Below are 20,997 nucleotides of genomic sequence, written 5' to 3' on the forward strand. Positions count from 1 at the left end.
GCCTTCAGTCGATCAGCGCCGCAACGGCCGCCCGGGCCGACGCGGCGTACCCACCACCGAACAGCAGCGCGTGCACCAGCAGCGGGAAGAGTTGGTGCAGGCCTATGCGGTCCGTCCAGTCGCCCGGCAGCGGCGCGGCGTTCGCGTAGCCGTCGACGATGGACTCCAGGTGCGGCGCCCCGAACAGGCTCAGCATTGCCAGATCCGCCTCCGGGTGCCCGCCGCACGCGGCCGGGTCGATGAGCACCGCGCCGCCGTCGTCCCACAGCACGTTTCCGGCCCACAGGTCGCCGTGGATGCGGGCCGGACGCACCGGCCGGCCGTCCGCGCCGAGGTCCCACCGGCCCGCGCGCAGATCGGCGCACACGCGCTCCACCCCGTCGGACATCGCCCCGTCGATCGCCCCCTTTCCCCGGCACCAGAGAGCCACGGGCTCGACGCGCGCCGCCGCGTAGAACTCTCCGAAGTGTGGCGACGGCGCGTGCGGCAGCGCCAACGGGTGGCACATCGGGCCGAAGAAGTACTGCTTCGCGCCCGGCGGGAGCGCCCCGAACGCGTCCGCCCCGGCGGCGTGCGTGCGAGCGAGCCCGCGGCCCATCGCCCAGGCGGCATCACGTCGCGGAGCCGTCTCGTCGACCCGCTCGAGCATCATCCCGTGCTCGGACTCCTCGCGCACGCCCACGATCCGTGCACCACCGGACTCGGCCAGCCAGCGCAGCCCTGCCGCCTCGGTGGCGAAGAACCCGGGCGGCGCGTGCGGGTCGGACTTGGTGAACTCGCCCGGCACCCCCATCACCCCAGGTAGGGCGTCGACATTCCGGCGCCCGCGAACGGCCCGAGCGGCCCGGCCAGCACGCTCACCATCCGCAGGTTCTCGCCCAGGGGCAGTTGCTCCAGTGTCACCGGATCGGCGGGCACGATGAGCCCCGAGGGCACGCCCGGCTGCTCCCACGCCTGCGCCACCACGAACGCCTCCGGCAGAGGGGCCCCGACGAAGGCGAACCTGGGCGCACCCGGGATCCCGTCGCCGGCGGAGTGCACGCGCCGCAGCACGAGCTCATCGGCCGGAGGCGAGGTGTTCTCGGCCGGACGCACTTCCGCCACCTCGTACACCTGCAGGCCCGACTGGTAGAGGACCACGTCGCCGAGGTGCTCGATGGACGCCGTCACCGGGTCGGCGGGCACTGGGCCGGCGGCCACGGAACCGGCCGCCGATGCCGTGCCGGCACCGAGCATCGCCCCGGACGTCAGCACTGCTCCACCCAGCAGCACCGCCGCCGCCCCGACGGCCGCCGCCCCGCGCGTCAACACCTTCGCCGACATCCCGCACCTCCGGTCGCCATCCCCGTCACCCCCGTGGTGCACCGATGATCCCACGCGGGGCCGCGGGCCACGGGGGTTTCCACCTCACGTCACGTCCGGCAGCCGCACGGGCGCGAGCTCGGCGAACCGGTCGCCGGGGCCCGGGTTCGCCGCCGCGCACGCCCCGCCCAGGTGGTGCATCACGCCCCACACCGCGTTGAGCGCCGTCTGTACCGCGCCCTCCGCCCAGCCTGCGGTCCACGAGATGTCGTCGCCGGCGAGGAACACTCCGCGGTGCCCGTCGGCGAAGCCGTCCTGCATGAAGTGGGTGAACAGCCGCTCCTGGTAGCGGTAGTGCCCGGGCAGGTTGGCGCGGAACGCCCCCATGAAGTTGCGTTCGACCTCCCAGGAGATGGTGAGCGGCGACGCGATGACGTGCGAGCGGATGTCGACGTCGGGGTAGATGGCGGACAGCGAGTCCAGCATGAGGTCCATCCGCTCGGCGGCGCCCAGGGGCACGAGCTTGAGCGAGTCGTCGGTCCAGGTGTAGGACAGGCAGATCGCGGCGGGCCCGTCCCCCGGCGCGCCCGCCCCGGCCAGCGGACCGTCGAGCAAGTAGGTGCCGCGCGGCATGCGGTCGGTGAGCGTCATGCCCATCACCGGCCGGCCGGTCGCGGGGTCGACATCACGCCAGAACGGCCGGTCCACCAGCACGAACACCTTGGACGAGCCCATGTAGTGGGTGCGCTCGATGGCGCTCCAGCGGAGCGGGTCGAACAGCGACTCGTCCGTCCGGATCGTGTTGAGCAGCAGCCACACCGGCGCCGTGTGCACCACTGCCGGGTAGGTGGCGATGGCTCCGTCGGCGTCGGTGATCGTGATGCGGTGCGGGTGGGTGCGCCGGATCCCCGTCGCCGCCGGCCGGGGCAGGCCACCGGGGTGCAGCGCGGCGAGCGAGGTGCCGGCCGGCCAGTGCGCCGTCCCCGCGGGCGCCGACGACCACAGGCGCAGCGGCAGTTGCTGTGCGCCGCCGTCGATCCCGCGGTGCTCCTCGTCGGCCGCCGTCGCCACCACGCGCAGCACCTCGAGGATGGAGTTGGAGAAGTCGGTGTCCCAGCCGCCGGTGCCGAAGCCGACCTGCCCGAACAGTTCCCGGTCCGCGAACGAGCGCAGGTGCGGCGAGTCGACGAGGAACCGGTAGAAGGTGGTGTCGTCGTAGCGGCGGACCAGCGGATGCCACAGCGCCGCGATCGCCTGCGGATCGCGCGCCCGGATCGCGTCGCGCAGGGCGGACAGGCCCGCCCTGTCTTCGAGGGTCGCCGCCCAGGCGCGCGCCACCCGCCGGAACACCGCGGGCAGCTCGTCGAGCGTCCGGCCGCGGACCGTGGCGCCCTTGAGGTCGATGACGGTCTCGGGGGTGGCGGGCGAGAGCGGGTTGGGGAACGGCGACGTGCGCAGCCCCGTCTCGCGCAGGTATCCGTAGAGGGTGGTCGACGACCGCGGGAACCGCATCGCGCCCAGCTCGGCGACGGTGCCCGGGTGCCCGTCGAACGCGGCCGATCGCATGCGCCCGCCGATCTGCTCGGCCTCGTACACCACCGGCCGCAGCCCCATGCGCAGCAGCTCGTAGGCGGCGACGACGCCGGACAGGCCCGCCCCGATCACCGCCACCTCGGTGCCGTGCGCCGCCGCTGGCACCGCGCCGATGCCCGCGGGATGCTCGCGGAACGTGTCGTACGGGAAGGGGAAGTCGGGGCCGACCATCGACAGCGGGCTGCCGGGCCCGGGCGCGACGGGGATGCTCACGCCGGGCCCGCGGCGCTGCGGGGACCGGCCCCCTCGCCCGCCGTCTCGCCGCCCTCCGTTCCGGAGCCTGACGCCCCGTACAGGTCGGTGCGGCGGTCGCGCAGGTAGGTGTTGCGCCGCCGCGAGCGGGCCAGCAGCTCCGGGTCGAGGTCCACCACCAGCAGCTCGGCCTCGTCGCCGGCACGGGCGAACTCGGTGCTGTCCGGGGCGACGGCGCAGGTGTGGCCGCAGTAGTAGGTGACCGGCGAGCCCTCGAACGCGCCCGGCTCCTGGCCGATGCGGTTGACGTAGGAGATGAACAGCTGGCTCTCCACGGCGCGCGCGGGCACCAGGATGCGGGCCACGTGGTCGTCCGGGTAGGCGAGGGCGGTGGGCACCAGCAGCCAGTCGGTGCCGGCCAGCGCGTGGGCGCGCACGGCCTCGGGGAACTCGACGTCGTAGCAGATCAGGATTCCGCAGGTCAGGCCGCCGAGAGCGAACTGCACCACGGGGTCGTCGCCCGGGGTGAAGGCGGCGTCGTCGGGCCCGCCGCCGGCCGCAGGACTCGTATCGTCTTCCCGTGGGACGTACAGGTGGGTCTTGCGGTAGTGGGCGAGCAGTTCGCCGTCGGCGCCCACCACGGCCACCGCGTTGTAGAGCGGCAGATCCTTACCGCCACCGCGCTTCCCGACCCGCCCTTGCTCCACGTACCCGTACGCGATGGCGATGCCGGTTTCGCGCGCGGCCTGCGCCATCGTCCTCGCTATGGGACCAGGAGCCGTGCCGCCGGGCCCCGGTTCGGGGCGCAGCGGCCGCCTGAATCCGGTGCAGGTGAGCTCCGAGCACACGAGGATCACCGCGCCGGACTCCGCGGCGGAGCGCGCCGACGCGGCGACCTCGGCCAGGGCGCCGTCGATGTCGGTCGACTCGGGACCCTGCAGCAGTGCCACCCGCATGACGCACCTCCATCGTCGACGGCTACCCGGCCGTGTCGGCGGCGGCGTCGGGCTCGTCCGCCGCCGACGCGCAGCAGCTCTTACGGGACAGTGCGGCGTCGATCAGCAGGCTCGCACCGATGCCGAGCAGCCACGAATCCTTCGCGATGGCCGTGCCCTGCTGGGTGGGCCGCGGCGAGCCGTCCTCGTGCATGCCGGGCGTGCGGGCGTACATCGTCAGCAGCCCGGAGCTGAAGGCCACGAGCCCGGCGCCCGCCACGGCCGTGGGAACGAACGGCGCCAGCAGCGCCGAACCCAGCGCGATCTCCGCGCCCGCGAGCGTCTTGCCGAACGTGCCCGGGCTCAGGCTCTTGACGGGCGGGACGGCGTTGGCGGCCATCGATTGCAGCCCCGCCGCGCCGTCGTCGTCCAAGGCCAGCTTGCCGACGCCCGAGTTGAGGATGAACGCGCCCGTCACGGCCCGCAGCGGCAGGCGGCGTAGGCGGGCATTGCGTGGCTTCAGGTTCACTGGTGGCTCCTCGATTCAGATCGACCATGGTCTCCTGGGAGGCCTCTTCCATCCCACCAGAACACCCGCCCGCTCGGCACTATTTCCACGAAGCCGCAGCGAACGTCGAATTCCTACCGCTCCGAGCACCCGTGTCCGCCGTCGGCAATCCCGGTAGCATCGGGCCATGGCCACAGCGAGCGCGGCGCAGACCTACGACCTGCCGCATGAGGGCGAGGTGCGTGCTGTACTGCGTCGCTACGGGGTGCGCCGCGCGCAATTGTTCGGCAGCGCCGCGCGCGGAGAGCTGACGCCGACGAGCGACATCGACATGCTCATCGACCTCCCCGGCCCGCTTGATTACGCAGTACTGCTGCGCCTCTCCGAGGAACTCGAGGCTGCGACTGGTCGGCGCGTCGATCTACTGACCTCGATCAAGCCGGTGTTCCGCCCCTACATCGAGCCGGACCTGGTCGAGATCGTCCTGTGAAGTCACCTCGTCCGTACTTGCAGTTGGTGGTCGCGGCGGCAGATCGCGTGGCAGAGTATCTCCCTGCCTCCGAGGACGAGTTCCTCCGCACGCAGCTCGTACAGGATGCCGTATGCATGCGCCTGCAGGAGATGGGCGAGAAACTCGGCAAGATCCGCCGCCAGTTCCCGGACTTCTACGCGGACAACAGCTCTGAGAGCTGGCAACGGCTGATCGGGCTCCGCAACGTCATCTCGCATGGCTATGGCGAACTCGACATGCGCGTCGTCTGGCAGATCGCCTCAGTCCACCTGGATCCGCTGACCGAAGACCTCCAGGCCCTCCTCGATCCGCCCTGAAGGGTCCATAAGTCCGCCTTCTACCCGCCCGCATACGCCGCCAGGTGTTCGCCGGTGAGCGTCGACCGGTCCGCCACCAGCTCCCGGGGCGTGCCCTCGAACACCACGCGCCCGCCGTCATGCCCGGCGCCGGGGCCCAGGTCGATGATCCAGTCGGCGTGCGCCATCACCGCCTGGTGGTGTTCGATGACGATCACCGACTTGCCGGAATCGACCAGCCGGTCGAGCAGCGCCAGCAGCTGTTCCACGTCGGCCAGGTGCAGGCCGGTGGTGGGCTCGTCGAGCACGTAGACCCCGCCCTTGTCGCCCATCCGGGTGGCGAGCTTGATGCGCTGGCGTTCGCCGCCGGACAGGGTCGTCAGCGGCTGGCCCACCCGCAGGTAGCCGAGGCCCACGTCGGCCAGTCGCACCAGGATCTTGTGGGCGGCGGGGATCCGCGCGTCGGCGGCGCCGTCCACCTCACCGGAGAAGAAGCGCTCGGCCTCGGCGACGGACATGTCGAGCACCTCGGCGATGGTGCGGCCGCCCAGCGTGTACTCCAGCACGGACGCCTGGAACCGCCGGCCCTCGCATTCCTCGCACACCGTGGCCACGCCGGCCATGATCGCCAGGTCGGTGTAGATGACGCCCGCCCCCTTGCACGCCGGGCAGGCGCCGTCCGAGTTGGCGCTGAACAAGCCCGGCTTGACCCCGTTGGCCTTGGCGAACGCCTTGCGCACCGGCTCGAGCAGCCCGGTGTAGGTGGCCGGGTTGCTGCGCCTCGAGCCCTTGATGGCCGACTGGTCGACGACCACCACCCCGTCGCGCTCCTCGAGTGATCCGTGCACCAGCGAGCTCTTGCCCGAGCCCGCCACGCCGGTGACCACGCACAGCACGCCCAGCGGGATGTCCACGTCGATGCCGCGCAGGTTGTGGGTGCTCGCGCCCCGGATCTCCACGGCGCCGGACGCCTCGCGCACCGTCTCCTTGAGCGCCGTCCTGTCGCCAAGGTGCCGGCCGGTGACGGTGTCCGCGCCGCGCAGCTGCTCCACCGTGCCCTCGAACACGATGCGCCCGCCCTCGGTGCCCGCGCCCGGGCCCAGGTCCACCACGTGGTCGGCGATGGCGATGGCCTCCGGCTTGTGCTCCACCACCAGCACCGTGTTGCCCTTGTCCCGCAGCTGCAGCAGCAGGTCGTTCATGCGGGCGATGTCGTGCGGGTGCAGGCCGATCGTCGGCTCGTCGAACACGTAGGTGACGTCGGTGAGCGACGAGCCCAGGTGCCGGATCATCTTGGTGCGCTGCGCCTCTCCGCCGGACAGCGTGCCGGACGGCCGGTTGAGGCTCAGGTAGCCGAGGCCGATGGCCACGAACGAGTCGAGCGTGTCGCCCAGCGACCCCAGCAGCGGGGCCAGCGACGCGGCCGACGCACCGCCCGCAGCACCATCACCCGCAGCACTCTCATCCGCGGAGCCCGCAGCGAGCTCCCGCACCCACTCGGCCAGGTCGCTGATCTGCATCTCGCACACGTCGGCGATGGACTTGCCGGCGATCCTCGATGAACGGGCGAGCGCACTGAGCCTGGTCCCCCCGCACTCCGGGCACACCCCGAAGGTGATGGCCCTGTCGACGAAGGCGCGGATGTGCGGCTGCATCGCCTCGCGGTCCTTGGCCAGGAACGACTTCTGGATGCGCGGGATCAGCCCCTCGAAGGTGACGTTGACGCCGTCGACCTTGATCCGGGTGGGCTCCTTGTAGAGCAGGGCGTTCAGCTCGCGCTTGGTGAACTTGGCGATGGGCTTGTCCGGGTCGAAGAACCCGCATCCGGCGAAGATGCGCCCGTACCAGCCGCTCACGCTGTAGTTGGGGATGGTGAGCGCGCCCTCGCGGATCGACTTGGAGTCGTCGTACAGCGCCGTCAGGTCGAAGTCGCTCACCTCGCCGCGCCCCTCGCACCGCGGGCACATGCCGCCGGTGACGGAGAACTCGCGGCGCTCCTTCACCTCCCGGCCGCCCTTCTCGATGGTCACGGCGCCGGCACCGCTGATGGAGGCGACGTTGAACGAGAACGCCTGCGCGCTGCCGATGTGCGGGGTGCCGAGCCGGCTGAACAGGATCCGCAGCATCGCGTACGCGTCGGTGGCCGTGCCCACGGTGGAGCGCGGGTTGGCGCCCATGCGCTCCTGGTCGACGATGATCGCGGTGGTCAGGCCGTCGAGCACGTCCACGTCGGGCCGGGCCAGCGAGGGCATGAACCCCTGCACGAAGCTGCTGTAGGTCTCGTTGATGAGGCGCTGCGATTCGGCGGCGATGGTGGCGAACACCAGGGAGCTCTTGCCGGAGCCGGAGACACCGGTGAACGCGGTGAGCCGGCGCTTGGGCAGCTCCACGCTGACGTCGGCGAGGTTGTTCTCGCGCGCGCCGTGCACGCGGATCAGGTCGTGGCTGTCTGCGGGGTGCGTCACGGCTCACGATGCTACCGGCGCGCCGCCCCCTCGAGTGGGTGGTTCTTCGGTGCTCCACTGGCGGTCGCGCACCCGAAAACCGCCAACTCGGCGGGCGCGAGGGGGACAATCGACCCCATGACGGATCCCGTGGGTCCCGTGGACGCCACGCGGGTGCCGCGGTTCGCGGGCCCGCCCACGTTCGCGCGGCTGCCCCGCATCGACCAGGTGGCGCCGGAGTCGCTGCCCGCGGCCGTCGCGATCCTCGGCGCACCGTTCGACGCGGGCACCAGCTACCGGCCGGGCGCGCGGTTCGGGCCCGGGCACGTCCGCGCGTCGTCGCGGCTGCTGCGGCCGTTCCACCCGGGGCTCGGGGTGTCGCCGTTCGCGGCGCGGCAGGTGGTGGACGCGGGCGACCTGGCTCTGAACCCGTTCGACATCGCCGCCGCGCTGGGCGACGTGGAGGCGGGCGTGGGGTCGCTGCGCGCGTCGGGCGCGCGGGTGGTGACGCTCGGCGGGGACCACACCATCGCCCTGCCGATCCTGCGGGCGGTGGCGCGCGACGCGGGCCCGGTGGCGGTGGTGCACTTCGACGCGCACCTGGACACCTGGGACACGTACTTCGGCGCCCCGTACACGCACGGCACCCCGTTCCGGCGGGCCAGCGAGGAGGGGCTGATCGACCTGCGCCGCTCGGTGCACGTGGGCACCCGCGGCCCGCTGTATTCGGAGTACGACCTGCGCGACGACGCGGTCCTGGGCTTCCAGGTGATCCCCGCGGACGCCTACGAGTCCGCCGGCGTGGCGGGCGTGGCCGGGGCGATGCTGCGGCGCCTCGGCGACGGCCCGGTCTACGTCTCGGTGGACGTGGACGTGCTCGACCCGGCGCACGCCCCCGGCACCGGCACCCCCGAGGCGGGCGGGCTCACCTCCCGCGAGCTGCTGCTGACGCTGCGGGCACTGGCGGGCCGGGAGCTGCTGGGCGCGGACGTGGTGGAGGTGGCGCCGGCCTACGACCACGCGGAGATCACCGGCATCGCCGCAGCACACGTCACCTACGAGCTGCTGGCGCTGATGGCGACGAGCCCCTGGCACTGACCGCGGGTCGGCCTGCTGCGGCACCCCGGCACCCCCGCGCGCCGTCGCACCGCCCGCCCGTCACACTGCCCGCCCGCTACACCACCCGAGCCGCCCACTGCGCGATGATCCGCCCCGCCCGCGCCGCCGAGCCGGGCCGGGTGAGCAGGTGGTTGGCGGTGTCGTCGAGGGTGACGAGCTCCCTGGGTTCCCGGGCCGCGGCGTAGAGGCGTTCCGCGTCGGCGAGGGGGACCTCCCGGTCGCCGGGGGCGTGCACGAACAGCACCGGCACGCCCAGGCGCGCGACGCTGCCCGCGATGTCGTGGCGGTCCAGGTCGTGGACGAACTCGCGGGTGATCGTCAGCGGACGGCCGGCCAGCGGCACATCGGCCTCGCCGTCGCGCTCGATCCGCGCGCGCTGCGCGGTGAAGTGACGGTGGAGAGCGGTGACGGTGCAGGGCGCGGCGACGGTGGCCACGCCGCGCACGCCGGGGATGTGTGCGGCGGAGGCGAGCACGGCCGCGCCGCCCAGCGAGTGCCCCACCAGCAGGTCGGGCGCGGAGCCGAGGCCGGCGAGGTGTTCGGCGGCGAGCACCAGGTCTTCGATGTTCGTGTTGAACGAGGTGTCGCGGAACGCGCCGCCCGATTCGCCGAGCCCGGTGAAGTCGATGCGCGCCGCCGCGAACCCGGCGTCGACCAGCTCCCGGCAGATCCGCGCGGAGGCGATGGTGTCCTTGGAGCAGGTGAAACAGTGCGCGTAGAGGACGGTGCCGCGGGGCGGGCCGTCGGGCAGGTCGAGGATGCCCGCCACGGGCGCGTCGACAGCGCCGGGGAACATCAACCGCTCACGTGCAGGCAATCGACGACTGTCCTTCCACCTCGCCGACCGACGACGGCCGGCCGTTGTCGGTCCCATGCCACTATCCGTGGTCCGCGCGCAAGCCACGGGTCCCGATAATTGAAACCCGCCCTGCCCGGGCCGTGCCCCGGGCATACCCTATGGACCGTGGCGACGACAACTCAGACCTACCCCCACCTGCTCAGCCCCGGCCGCATCGGCCCCGTGGAGCTGAAGAACCGCGTGACGCTCTCCGCGATGGATATGAACGTCTCCCACGACGGTGTCATCGAGAAGGAGGACATCGACCACTTCGTCGCCCGCGCCGCCGGGGGGACGGGGATGATCATCACCGGCTGCTGCTCGGTGGCCTACCCCAAGGGCAGCACCAGCACCAAGGAGCCGGGCCTGTCCGAGGACCGCTTCATCCCCGGGCTCACCGCACTGGCCGAGGCGGTGCACGAGGCCGGCAGCAAGCTGTGCATCCAGATGGTGCACCACGGCCGCGTCGCCCGCATCGACACCATCCAGGACCGGCCCATGCTGGTGCCGTCCGCGCCGCACGTCAAGCGCGACATGAGCGCGCTGGCCGACAACACCCCCACCGAGCTGGCCAAGATGGCCGCGGTGACCGGCGGCAAGAAGGACACCTACCACGAGGCCACCGCCGAGGACCTGGCCGAGGTGGTGCAGATCTACGCCGACGCCGCCCGCCGCGTCAAGCAGGCCGGCGCCGACGCGGTGGAGATCCACTGCGCGCACGGCTACCTGCCGGGCGGGTTCCTCAGCCGCGCCGACAACCTGCGCACCGACGAGTACGGCGGCTCGCTGGAGAACCGGGCCCGCCTGGCCTGCGAGATCATCGCCGCGGTCAAGAAGGTGGTGGGCGACGACCTCGCCATCATCGTGCGCGTCGCCGGCCGCGAGTTCGGCGGCACCGAGGAGCCGAACGCCCTGAGCACCCCCGAGGCCGTCGCCGCCGCGCAGCTCTTCGAGGCCGCGGGCGCCGACGCCATCGACGTCACCGGCTGGGGCCGCAACCCGTTCTCCAACTTCACCGACGGCCCGCTGCCCGATCAGATCGGCGCCTACACCGACTTCGCCGGCCAGGTGAAGCAGGCCGTGGCGGTCCCTGTGATCACCGTGGGCCGCGTGCTGCCCGAGACGGGCGAGCAGGCCATCGCCGAGGGCAAGGCCGACTTCGTCGCCATGGGCCGCCAGCTGCTGGCCGACCCGGACCTGGTCAACAAGCTCAAGGCCGGGACGCCCGAGCGGGTGCGGCCGTGCATCAACTGCTACGTGTGTGTGCAGGAGAACTTCTGGGACGACACGCCCATCTGCGCCGTGAACCCCGCGCTGGGCAACGAGACGCTGCTGCCGTTCCCCACCGCGAAGACGGGCAAGCGCGTCGTGATCGTGGGCGCCGGGCCGTCCGGGCTGGAGACGGCGCGCATCGCCACCGAGCGCGGGCACCGGGTGACGGTGCTGGACAAGACGGATCGGCTCGGCGGCACGCTGTGGTTCTCCTCGCTCACCACGCCGGCGAACTATCCGCTGCTGGAGTGGCTGAAGAACGAGACGGCGCGCCTGGGCGTGGACATCCGGCTGAACACCGAAGCCACCCCCGAGCTCATCGCGTCGCTGCGCCCGGACACCGTCGTGCTCGCCACCGGCGCGGTGCGGGACCGCCCGCAGATCCCCGGCGGCGACCTGCCCCACGTGCACACGGGCGACACCATGCGCGCGCTGATGACCGGCGTGGGTGATACGGCCGGGCAGTCCTGGTACCTGCGTGTGGCCGGCAAGCTGGGCAAGCTTTCCGGCATCACCAAGAGCCCGAAGCGGATCCGCGAGATCACCAAGAAGTTCCTGCCGATGGGCAAGGACGTCGTGGTGATCGGCGGTTCGCTGGTGGGCCTGGAGCTGGCCGAGTTCCTCGCCGAGCGCGGCCGCCGGGTCACCCTGCTGCACGACGAGCAGCAGCTGGGACTTCCGATGGCGCTGCCCCGCCGCTGGACCGCGGTACGCCACACCCGCGAGGCAGGCGTGACCATCCACCGCAACACCACCGCCACGCGCATCACCAAGGACCGCGTGGACTTCGAGGTGGCCGTGACCGACCGCAAGGGCACGGTGGTTGAGACCAAGGCGATGTCCGCGCCCGCGTCGATGGTGATCCACGCGCTCGGCACCGACGCCGCCGCGCCCCTCGAGCAGCAGCTCGCGGGAGTGATTGATGACGTGCGCGTGGTCGGCGACGCCGGCTCCGTCGACTACATCGAAGGCGCCATCCACACCGCGTGGAAGGTGGCGGCGGGGCTGTAGTTGCGACAGTCAACCGGCCCCTGTCGCAGCGCGACAGGGGCCGAATTCACTTCCCGACTACTTCGGAATCATCACGCTTCCGATCGGGATCAACTCAGGCAGGTTGATCGAATAGAAGGTCAGAAAGTCTAGAGAGAACGTTTCCAACATGGTTCCCCTCCTTACGTCGTCTCGGGCGTCGATGAGAGCGCATCGAGGTACTCTCCGAAGACCCCCACAAGATCCACTAGCATGAAGTTCACAATATTCGATAGTGAAGCTGTCGATGTTTCAAGCAATTACTCTCTCCCTTCAGAGCATCAAGCACTGGCTGAAGATGCCAGGCCGCTATCGATCAATCCCGCCAGAGCCCCCGAGCCGCTAACACCAACCTCCAGAGCGCCGGAAATCGCGGCAAATACGTTCTCGACGATGCCGACGCTCCCCCTGCCGAGCGGGGCTAAGGACGATGCATCGATACTCCCGAGAGCATCCAGAATGCTTCCTGTCACAGCAACTCTCCTTTGTGCATTTCGTACCTAACGATTAGAAATCGATACACCTCTAAGGCTGTTTCCATTCGGAGTCCATCGACAGGGTCAATGGCTTGATTGACATCGCCCCGAGCATTGGAGCCACCAAGAGATCCCACATCGGGTTGTTGACGGCGTCGACAACCGATCCAAAAGAGCCCATAACTAGTCACCTTCCTGCTAAGTTCGGCAATTTACAAATAGTCAGCTCATCGTGACGACCCCGTCCTTGAACACATCAAGACTCGGCATTATTGAGCCCGACCACGTGGCATTCAGCAATCCCGAAATGAGATCGATCGTAGCTCGTAAGAAATCCGTAGACATGCATTCTCCATTCTCTTCTTAGCCGGTGACTCGCATCAATTTGCTACCGCATCGATATCCTTTGCCGAAGCGACAATGAGATTGAAGGGATCGGCGTAGAGGTGGCTGTTGAACTCTGCCTCATAAATGTCGACACAGTCGGAACCGGAGCCGAGGAAACTGAACGGCTTTCCATTCACCGCAGCCGGGTCCACGCAGACGGTAACGTACCCGCCGTTGTAGATCGTATCCGCCAGAGTCGCATCCCCCTGGATGCACCAACCACCACCCGAATTGGTTTCGTCCTGGTATGGACCGGTCACCAGGTTACCTGTGGAATTGTAAAGATTGCCCGTCACTGTTGCACCCTCAACCGCCGAATCCGGGGAGACATACACGTTTCCGCACATTTCCAGATTTGCCGTGGGGACCTCGTCTACTACGGATTCTGGCCCATGCACGATAACGGCCGCGCTCGCCGCCGTTGCAAGACCCACCGTAAGGCCGGCGGCGGCCGTTACCATTACGATGTACGCACGCTTCGCTTAAACACAACAACTCCTAAACAAACTGATCGCAAAAACTAGCATCCACAATTTACCGAAACAGATCAGTGATCAGCCCAGGCCTCATAGACGCAAGGGGGCGCCAACCGAACGTCGTCCCCATCCTCACCTCCCCTGCCGTACCGCACGCTGACTGCGTGATGCAGGTCACCGTAGAACAGTAGTGTGGAACACGTAACCCCTCCGGTCAATACGTTTAGCGCTGGATGCCCCGACTCCGTGCAACAACAGGTTCACCAAGTGAACGGCGGTGTCATAGCGTCGTAGCAATGATGCTGGTGACACGGTAGGAGTGGTGGGTTGGGGCGGCGGCAGCTGACGCTGGACGACAGAGTGCAGATCGCGGTCGGGATCAAGGCCGGTCTGTCCGACGCGGAGATCGGTGAGGACATCGGCCGGAACCCGACGGTGATCTGGCGCGAACGCAAACGCAACGCCAGCGCGGCCGGCGGCTACCGGCCAGTGGCCGCCGACCGCGCAGCACGAGGGCGCCGTAGCAGACCACAGACCCGCAAGATCGACGCGGACCCGCAGCTTGAGCTGCGGGTCCGCACCGATCTGCGCCACTCACGCACGCCCCGCCAGATCGCCGGCAGGTTGCACCGTGAAGCTACCGACGACAGCGTGGACACCATGGTGCATTCCCCTGACGCCGGAGGCCGAACCATCTCACACGAGGCCATCTACCAGTGGATCTACGCGCTGCCCAAGGGCGAGCTCGCCAAGTCCGGGATCCTGTTGCGCTCCAAGCGCACCCGCCGCAAGCCCCGTAAGGCGCTCGGCGAGCGCACCGGCGCGAAGATCGTCGGCATGGTCTCGATCGACGACCGGCCCGAGCAGGCCTCCGACCGCAGGGTTCCTGGATCGTGGGAAGGCGATCTGATCATCGGGAAGGGCGGCAAGTCCGCGGCCGCCACCTTGGTCGAGCGCACCAGCAGGTTCACCCTGATCTGCGGTCTTCCCGCAGGTAAGAACGCCGACGGCCTCGCAGATGTGCTCATCGATACGGTCAGCGGCATGCCCCGGCACATCCTCGGTTCCCTGACCTGGGATCAGGGGACCGAGATGGCCCGGCATGCCGCGCTGACCACGGCCACGGACCTGAAGGTGTACTTCGCTCATCCGCACTCGCCGTGGGAGCGCGGCACCAACGAGAACACGAACGGGCTGATCCGCGAGTACCTGCCGAAGGGCATCGAGATCACCGACCACCAGCCCTACCTGGACACGATCGCCGACGAGCTCAACGACCGGCCACGCGCGGTACTCGGCTTCCTCACCCCGCGGGAGGTGTTCACGAAGCTACTGGCCGAGCCGATTGCTTCCACGAGTTGACACTGCCAACTCTTGGGGGGGTATTCTTTGGTAGCGACATGCCTCTACGGTGACGGAAGCTGACGATCCGACACGGCCGGATCATGCTTCAATACGCTGTCCACGCAGTCCGCACATACCTGAGACGGCGAAGCTGGGTCCACGGGCCGTAGGCTTCGATCGGCATCTACTGTGCCTCGCCTGCAAGATCTTCCAATTGCGGATCTACGTATTCAGACGCCGGATCAATCGGCATACATCCTGACTGAGTCCGGAATCTGGCCACGCAACGTTCGCGCTTCGCACTGCTTGGACCCCGCATCCGGGTGCCTTTCACCGCCCCCCCGTTCAGCAGTGTGCCCGCTACTCCTCCGCCACCCGAACCACGAGCTTGCCGAAGTTCCGCCCCTCCAACAGGCCCATGAACGCGGCCGGCGCGTTCTCCACGCCGTCGACTATGTCCTCCCGGTAGCGCACCCGTTTGCTCTGCACCCAGTCGGACATGTCCATCAGGAAGCCCGGATACCAGTCGTCGACGAACTCGCTCTGGATGAACCCCCGCACGGACAGGCTCTTCGTGAGTACGTAGTTCATGAATGCGGGGAGCCGGTCCGGGCCGTCGGGGCGGCCGGGCAGGTTGTACTGCGACACCAGCCCGCACACCGGCACCCGCGCGTACGTGTTGAGCAGCGGCATCACCGTGTCCGTCACGGGGCCGCCGACGTTCTCGAAGTACACGTCGATCCCGTCGGGCACCACGTAGGCCAGCTGCTCCGCGAACTCGGGCGAACGGTGGTCCACGGCCTCGTCGAACCCCAGCCTGCCGCGCACGTAGTCGCACTTGTCGGGCCCGCCGGCGATGCCGATGGCCCGCGCCCCCTGCAGCTTCGCGATCTGCCCCACCACCGACCCGACCGGCCCGCTGGCCGCCGCCACCACCACGGTCTCGCCCGCGACCGGTCTGCCGATGGCCAGCAGTCCCGCGTAGGCCGTGAAACCGGGCATGCCCAGCACCCCCAGCGCCGTCGACAGCGGCGCCCGCCGGGCGTCGAGCTTGCGCACGCGTGCGCCGTCCTCCACCGCGTGCGTCTGCCAGCCGGAATAGGACAGAACGTAGTCGCCCGCGTCCACGCCCGGGTACCGCGATGCGAGCACTTGGGCGACGGTGCCGCCCACCATGACGTCGTCGATCTCCATCGGCTCCGCATACGACTCGGCGGTACTCATACGTCCGCGCATGTACGGGTCCAGCGACAGGTAGATGATCCGCAGCAGCACCTGGCCGCGCCCCACCGGCGGCAGTTGCGCCGTCTCCAACCGGAAGTTCTCCTCGACGGGGGCGCCGTGCGGGCGGGACGCGAGAACGATGCGGGTGCTCTGGACGATCTGGTCGGTCATCGACGGGTACCTCGTGTTGGCGGCCGGGCGCGGTGCTCGGTACCACCATAGGAGCACCAGTTGGTCGTGCGCCCGAATACCGCGGACTCCGCCCGCGAAATCACCGTCGCACCCCGGACGGGCCGGCCAGGAGGCGCCCGCAACCGGGGGAACGACCGGCGTCCTGTGGGGGCAGGAAGCGATCGGCCGGTAGCAGCAGCCGGCTTCATCGCACTCCAGAGGGCCGTTGCACATACTCCTGGCCCTTCTGCGTGATTGGTCAGGCGGGGCGGCGCAGTTCGTGTTCGGCGGCGCGGCGCAGCCACGCTGATACTGAACGGTCGTCGGCCTCGGCGGCACGGCGGATCTGCTCGAGCAACTCGGGCGGAAACCGCACCGGCACCGGATCCGACAGCCGGGGCCGGCGACGCACCGCCGGGCCTTGGGGCTTTTGGTTTTCCGGCTGCGCGTAGAAGTCGTATTCCTGCTCTGGAGTCATCGGCTTGGTGGTCATCGGTCCCTCCGATACTGGTCGGCGAGGTTGCGTGAGGCTTGGTAGCACCCGATGGGGCGGCAGCGGCGGGGATCGCCCGACCGCGCCGGGGCCAGGGGAACGACGAGCACCGTCCCTGCCACCTCGGCGCACATTAGCCAGTGCGCGGGTGGCTTCGCCGGATAGAACAACGGATCGGTCGCCCACACGTCGGCGATGTCGTCGACACCCAGGCGCGGGTGCTTGAACAGGTGTGCGGCCTGAACGTCGATCTCGAACGGATCCTCGTCATCGAGCCGGTTCGGATCGAAGAGTTCACCCACACCCAAAGTGTAATACAAACGAGTACGTTCTGCTCCCCTCGAAGTTCACCGTACTCCGTCGAACTTCGACGGGCCCGTCTGTGCGCAGACCCCGGAGCGGAATCCCCTACCGCCGCCCCTCCCACAGCACGCGGGTCGATGCCCCGGGATCGTCCACCACCGCCGGTCCGCCGTCGGCCGCCTCTCCGCCGTCGCCGGCCCCGCCGCCTGCGCTGTCATGTCCGAACATGCGCACCGTGCGCCGGGCGCCGTACTCGTCCCAGCCCGGGTGCCCGGACTCGATGAACCGCACCCATGCCCCGTGCATCACGTCGGCCAGGTGCTGCGGCGGGGTCGGCCCGGTCATGGGACGCGCGTCGGGGTGGGCGAGCGTGTCGAATACGAAGCCGAGCTCCATCGCGTGGGCCGCACCCAGCCGCCCGCCGAGCTCCGGCGACCTCCAACCGAACTCGTACACGAAGCTCCCCGCGCCGTGCGCCGCGCGCGCCTCCGCAACCCGGATCGCGGGGATGCGGAAGAACACGTCCCGCATCAACGCCATGAACAGCGCCCCCGCCCGCTGCTCCTCCGGCAGGGCCGGTCCGGCGGCCGCGTAGGCGCCCACCGCCTCGTCGGCGTCCAGCCCCAGCGACGCGGCCAGCCCCCGCACGCCGGCCTCCGTCATCGCGGCGTCCAACCCGAACGGCACCGTGAACAGCGTGAACTCGTCGGCGTTCGTGCCGGTGAGCAGCCCGACGGACGCCCCCGCGCCGGCCGCGATCCGGTCGATGGGGCGCCCGGGCAGGACGCTCCCGTCGACGCACGGTTCAAACGCCATCCCGTCCACCGCCGCCTCGCCCCACCGGGTCGGATCGGGCTGCGCGGCGATCCGCTCGGACAGCGCGCGCTGCGCGGCGATGAACTCCTCGATCGGCACCGCGCCCAGCCCCTCCGCCGTCGCCGCCACCCCCAGCGACTCGGCCAGCGCCGAGGTGATGGTGCGCGCCGTCTCCGGGCGCATGGCGTGATGCCCGGCGCCGCTCTGCGTGATGGCCCGCTGGAACAGCCCGTCCGCCGCGGGCATCGCCATCAGCGCGGTCACGCTCATCGCCCCGGCCGACTCGCCCGCCACCGTCACCCGGCGCGGGTCGCCGCCGAACGCGGCGATGTTGTCGCGCACCCACTCCAGCGCCGCAACCTGGTCGAGCAGCCCACGGTTGGCCGGCGCGATGCCCGGGGCGTCCGGCAGCAGGGCGAACCCCTCGGCCCCCAGCCGGTAGTTCACCGTCACGCACACCACGCCGCTGCGCGCGAACGCCGACCCGTCATATAACGGCACCGCCCCGGTGCCGTTGACGAAGGCGCCGCCGTGGATCCACACGAGCACCGGCAGCCCCACCGAGCCGGTGTGCGGCGTCCACACGTTGAGGTTGAGGACGTCCTCGCCGGGAATCGACGGCTCCGGCAGCAACGTGTCGATGGGCGCGCGGTACGGCGGCTTCGGCGGGGTGGGCCCGTAGTCCAGCGCGTCGCGCACGCCCTCCCACGGCACCACCGGCCGCGGCGGCGCGAACCGGTTCTCCCCGTACGGCGGGGCCGCGAACGGGATGCCCTTGAACACGGTGACCTGCGCCTGCTCGTCTCCGTGCTGCGTATGTCCGTGCTGTGCACCGCGCACGCCGCGCACCGCGCCCGCCGCCGTTTCCACCACCACGTCCATGCGTACCTCCGCTCCGCGCCCCCTCACCGGCAGCCTAGGCAGCGCGGGCGGCGTCCGGCCCCGAATCGGCGGCGCAGGTGAGGGAGCGCGCCGGGGGAGCGCGCCGACCAGGCGAAAACTGTCACCGCGGCGCCCGGAACGTGCGGAGAACGCTTGCTCGGCGCGCGGACGGCGCACCGTCGGCCGGGACGGGGCGGTCACCGCGCGGCGACGGCCGCCGGCACCCGCTCCTCGTCGGCCCGCACCGCGCCCGCCACCGTGGCCGGGTCCAGGTCGAGCCGGCGCAGCAGCTGCGCGTTGAGCGCCACCACCACCGTGGACAGCGACATGAGCACCGCGCCCACCGACATCGGCATCGTGAACCCGATCGGCGCCAGCACCCCGGCGGCCAGCGGCACGCTGACCAGGTTGTAGCCGGCCGCCCACCACAGGTTCTGCTTCATCTTGCGGTACCCGGCGCGCGAGAGCGCGATCACCGACAGCACCGCGCGCGGGTCGTCGCCGGCCAGGACCACCCCGGCCGAGCCGATCGCCACGTCGGTGCCCGCGCCGATCGCGATCCCGACGTCGGCCTGTGCCAGTGCGGGGGCGTCGTTGACCCCGTCGCCCACCATGGCCACCACGCGGCCGTCGTCCTGCAGCCCCTTCACGCGGGCCGCCTTGTCCTCCGGCCGCACGCCCGCGAAGACGCCGTCGATGCCCAGGTCGTCGGCCACGCTGCGGGCCACCGACTCTGCGTCGCCGGTGATCATCACGACCTCCACGCCCGCGCGGTGCAGCGCATCCACCGCGGGCTGCGACTGCGGCCGCACCGCGTCGGCCACCGCGATGGCGCCGATCACCTCGCCGCCGCGCAGTACGTGCAGCACCGTGTCACCGTGGTCGCGCCACCGCCGGGTGCCGTCGAGCGGGTCGCGCCCGGCCTCGCCCAGCAGGTGCGGACCTCCCACACGCACCTCGGCGCCGTCGACCAGAGCCGTCACACCCACCGCAGGCGACGACGAGAACTCCGCCGCGCCGGGCACCGCGACGCCGTCCGCCTCGGCGCGGCGCACGATCGCCCGGGCCAACGGGTGCTCGCTGGGCGACTCGGCGGCCGCGGCCAGCGCCAGCACCCGCTGCTCGCCGCCCTCGTCGACGGCGATCAGGCCGGTGACCTCCGGCTCGCCCTCGGTGAGCGTGCCCGTCTTGTCGAACACCACCACGTCCACCGACCGCATGCGCTCCAGCGCCAGCCGGTCCTTCACCAGCACCCCGGCGCGCGCCGCCCGCTCGGTGGCGATGGCCACCACCAGCGGGATCGCCAGGCCCAGGGCGTGCGGGCAGGCGATGACGAGGACCGTGATCACCCGGACCACCGCGTCATCCCCCGACCCCGCGACCGCCCACGCGATCGCCGTGAGCACCGCCGCGCCCAGAGCGAACCAGAACAGCAGCGCCGCCGCCCGGTCCGCGATGCGCTGGGCCCGCGACGACGACCCCTGCGCCTCCTCGACCAGCCGCCGGATGCCGGAGAGCGCCGTGTCGTCGCCCGTGGCCGTGACGCGCAGGCGCAGGCCCGAGTCGGTGGCCACCGTGCCCGCCACCACCGTGTCGCCCACGCCGCGGCGGACGGGGCGGGACTCGCCGGTGATCATCGACTCGTCCACGTGCGCGGAGCCGTCGATCACCGCGCCGTCGACGGGGACGCCGCCGCCGGGGCGCACCAGGACGACGTCGCCCACGCTCAGGTCGGCCGGGTCGACGGCGGTGGCCTCGCCGGTGTCGGGGTCCACCCGCTCGGCCTCGTCGGGCAGCAGCGACGCCAGCGACTCCAGGGCCGAGGTGGTGCCGGCGAGCGAGCGCATCTCGATCCAGTGGCCCAGCAGCATGATCACCACCAGCAGCGCCAGCTCCCACCAGAACTCCAGGCCCGAGTCGAGGATCGACAGCGTCGCGCCCCACGACGACAGGAACGCCACGGTGATGCCCAGCGAGATGAGCAGCATCATGCCGGGCTGCCGCTTGCGCAACTCGTCCCAGCCTCCGGTGAGGAACGGGCGTCCGCCCCAGACGTACATGACGGTGCCCAGCACGGGCGCGATCCAGCCGACGCCGCCCGGCAGGTGATAGCCGATCAAGTGCGCGAACGCCCCGGAGAACGCCACCACCGGCACCGCCAGCACCAGATTGAACCAGAACAGGCGGCGGAACTGGGCGACATGGTCGGCGTGGCCGCCCGCGCCGTGGCCGGCGTGGGATTGGGATCCGTGGGATCCGTGGCCGGCGTGGCCGGAGTTGTCAGAGTGCTCGGCATGCTCGTCGTGCTGTCGGTGGTCCCCGTGTGCCGCAGTGCCGGCGTGGCCGTGGTGCCCCGCCTCGTGTCCGTTCATCGTGCTCCACCTCG

19 protein-coding genes are annotated in these 20,997 nt (G+C 70.6%); 5 read left to right on the forward strand and 14 right to left on the reverse strand.

Annotated features, from left to right (window positions below; all coding sequences use genetic code 11):
• Positions 1-4: 4 nt before the first annotated feature.
• The 5 genes from FO059_RS16990 to FO059_RS17010 all read right to left on the reverse strand — a co-directional run bounded on the left by FO059_RS16990 (position 5) and on the right by FO059_RS17010 (position 4,551).
• The gene (locus FO059_RS16990; protein WP_143910121.1) at positions 5-793 is read right to left on the reverse strand and encodes a fructosamine kinase family protein; all 789 of its coding nucleotides are present in this window, start codon (positions 791-793) and stop codon (positions 5-7) included.
• Complete coding sequence (locus tag FO059_RS16995; protein WP_143910122.1) at positions 793-1,323, reverse strand: hypothetical protein; 531 nt, start codon at positions 1,321-1,323, stop codon at positions 793-795. Before FO059_RS16995 ends, FO059_RS16990 begins: the two co-directional genes overlap by 1 nt.
• Positions 1,324-1,407: 84 nt before the next feature.
• Positions 1,408-3,108, reverse strand: a complete 1,701-nt coding sequence (locus FO059_RS17000) for a flavin monoamine oxidase family protein (protein WP_372497922.1) — start codon at positions 3,106-3,108, stop codon at positions 1,408-1,410.
• A complete protein-coding gene (locus tag FO059_RS17005; RefSeq protein ID WP_143910123.1) occupies positions 3,105-4,043 on the reverse strand; it encodes a nitrilase-related carbon-nitrogen hydrolase in 939 nt (312 codons plus the stop codon). Before FO059_RS17005 ends, FO059_RS17000 begins: the two co-directional genes overlap by 4 nt.
• A 22-nt stretch (positions 4,044-4,065) precedes the next feature.
• Positions 4,066-4,551: a hypothetical protein gene (locus FO059_RS17010; RefSeq protein ID WP_233266678.1), complete on the reverse strand. Its 486-nt coding sequence runs from the start codon at positions 4,549-4,551 to the stop codon at positions 4,066-4,068.
• Between the two features lie 166 nt (positions 4,552-4,717).
• On the opposite strand from FO059_RS17010, the gene FO059_RS17015 reads away from it, so the two are divergent.
• Positions 4,718-5,020 carry a nucleotidyltransferase family protein gene (locus FO059_RS17015; RefSeq protein ID WP_143910124.1) on the forward strand — a complete coding sequence of 101 codons (303 nt, stop codon included), beginning with the start codon at positions 4,718-4,720 and terminating at the stop codon, positions 5,018-5,020.
• 47 nt (positions 5,021-5,067) lie between these two features.
• Entirely contained in the window at positions 5,068-5,358 is a 291-nt protein-coding gene (locus FO059_RS17020; RefSeq protein ID WP_168226632.1) for a HepT-like ribonuclease domain-containing protein, read from the forward strand.
• A 20-nt stretch (positions 5,359-5,378) separates the two neighbouring features.
• Here FO059_RS17020 and FO059_RS17025 read toward each other — a convergent pair whose 3' ends face one another.
• Positions 5,379-7,802, reverse strand: a complete 2,424-nt coding sequence (locus FO059_RS17025) for an ATP-binding cassette domain-containing protein (RefSeq protein ID WP_143910126.1) — start codon at positions 7,800-7,802, stop codon at positions 5,379-5,381.
• 117 nt (positions 7,803-7,919) lie between these two features.
• Between FO059_RS17025 and speB the strand changes: the two genes are divergently transcribed.
• On the forward strand, positions 7,920-8,879 hold the full coding sequence (speB, locus tag FO059_RS17030) for an agmatinase (RefSeq protein ID WP_143910127.1): 960 nt from the start codon (positions 7,920-7,922) through the stop codon (positions 8,877-8,879).
• Positions 8,880-8,955: 76 nt separating this feature from the next.
• Here speB and FO059_RS17035 read toward each other — a convergent pair whose 3' ends face one another.
• Entirely contained in the window at positions 8,956-9,717 is a 762-nt protein-coding gene (locus FO059_RS17035; protein WP_158726366.1) for an alpha/beta hydrolase family protein, read from the reverse strand.
• Between the two features lie 147 nt (positions 9,718-9,864).
• Here FO059_RS17035 and FO059_RS17040 point away from each other — a divergent pair, with 147 nt between their 5' ends.
• Positions 9,865-12,021: an FAD-dependent oxidoreductase gene (locus FO059_RS17040; protein WP_143910129.1), complete on the forward strand. Its 2,157-nt coding sequence runs from the start codon at positions 9,865-9,867 to the stop codon at positions 12,019-12,021.
• A 299-nt stretch (positions 12,022-12,320) separates the two neighbouring features.
• Here FO059_RS17040 and FO059_RS17045 read toward each other — a convergent pair whose 3' ends face one another.
• Both FO059_RS17045 and FO059_RS17050 read right to left on the reverse strand, forming a co-directional pair.
• Positions 12,321-12,512: a hypothetical protein gene (locus FO059_RS17045; RefSeq protein ID WP_143910130.1), complete on the reverse strand. Its 192-nt coding sequence runs from the start codon at positions 12,510-12,512 to the stop codon at positions 12,321-12,323.
• 383 nt (positions 12,513-12,895) lie between these two features.
• A complete protein-coding gene (locus tag FO059_RS17050) occupies positions 12,896-13,363 on the reverse strand; it encodes a hypothetical protein (protein WP_143910131.1) in 468 nt (155 codons plus the stop codon).
• A gap of 342 nt (positions 13,364-13,705) precedes the next feature.
• On the opposite strand from FO059_RS17050, the gene FO059_RS17055 reads away from it, so the two are divergent.
• Complete coding sequence (locus tag FO059_RS17055; RefSeq protein ID WP_143905932.1) at positions 13,706-14,740, forward strand: IS30 family transposase; 1,035 nt, start codon at positions 13,706-13,708, stop codon at positions 14,738-14,740.
• Positions 14,741-15,082: 342 nt separating this feature from the next.
• Here the strand turns inward: FO059_RS17055 and FO059_RS17060 are convergent, their stop codons facing one another.
• The 5 genes from FO059_RS17060 to FO059_RS17080 all read right to left on the reverse strand — a co-directional run bounded on the left by FO059_RS17060 (position 15,083) and on the right by FO059_RS17080 (position 20,983).
• Positions 15,083-16,117, reverse strand: coding sequence for an NADP-dependent oxidoreductase (locus tag FO059_RS17060; protein ID WP_143910132.1), 1,035 nt, complete (start codon positions 16,115-16,117; stop codon positions 15,083-15,085).
• A 259-nt stretch (positions 16,118-16,376) separates the two neighbouring features.
• Entirely contained in the window at positions 16,377-16,610 is a 234-nt protein-coding gene (locus FO059_RS17065) for a YlcI/YnfO family protein (RefSeq protein ID WP_143910133.1), read from the reverse strand.
• Complete coding sequence (locus tag FO059_RS17070; protein WP_143910134.1) at positions 16,607-16,912, reverse strand: hypothetical protein; 306 nt, start codon at positions 16,910-16,912, stop codon at positions 16,607-16,609. Before FO059_RS17070 ends, FO059_RS17065 begins: the two co-directional genes overlap by 4 nt.
• Positions 16,913-17,018: 106 nt before the next feature.
• Positions 17,019-18,611, reverse strand: coding sequence for a carboxylesterase/lipase family protein (locus FO059_RS17075; RefSeq protein ID WP_143910135.1), 1,593 nt, complete (start codon positions 18,609-18,611; stop codon positions 17,019-17,021).
• Positions 18,612-18,808: 197 nt separating this feature from the next.
• Positions 18,809-20,983, reverse strand: coding sequence for a heavy metal translocating P-type ATPase (locus FO059_RS17080; RefSeq protein WP_143910136.1), 2,175 nt, complete (start codon positions 20,981-20,983; stop codon positions 18,809-18,811).
• Positions 20,984-20,997 lie beyond the last annotated feature (14 nt).

Source organism: Tomitella fengzijianii (assembly GCF_007559025.1).
GTDB classification, from domain to species: domain Bacteria; phylum Actinomycetota; class Actinomycetes; order Mycobacteriales; family Mycobacteriaceae; genus Tomitella; species Tomitella fengzijianii.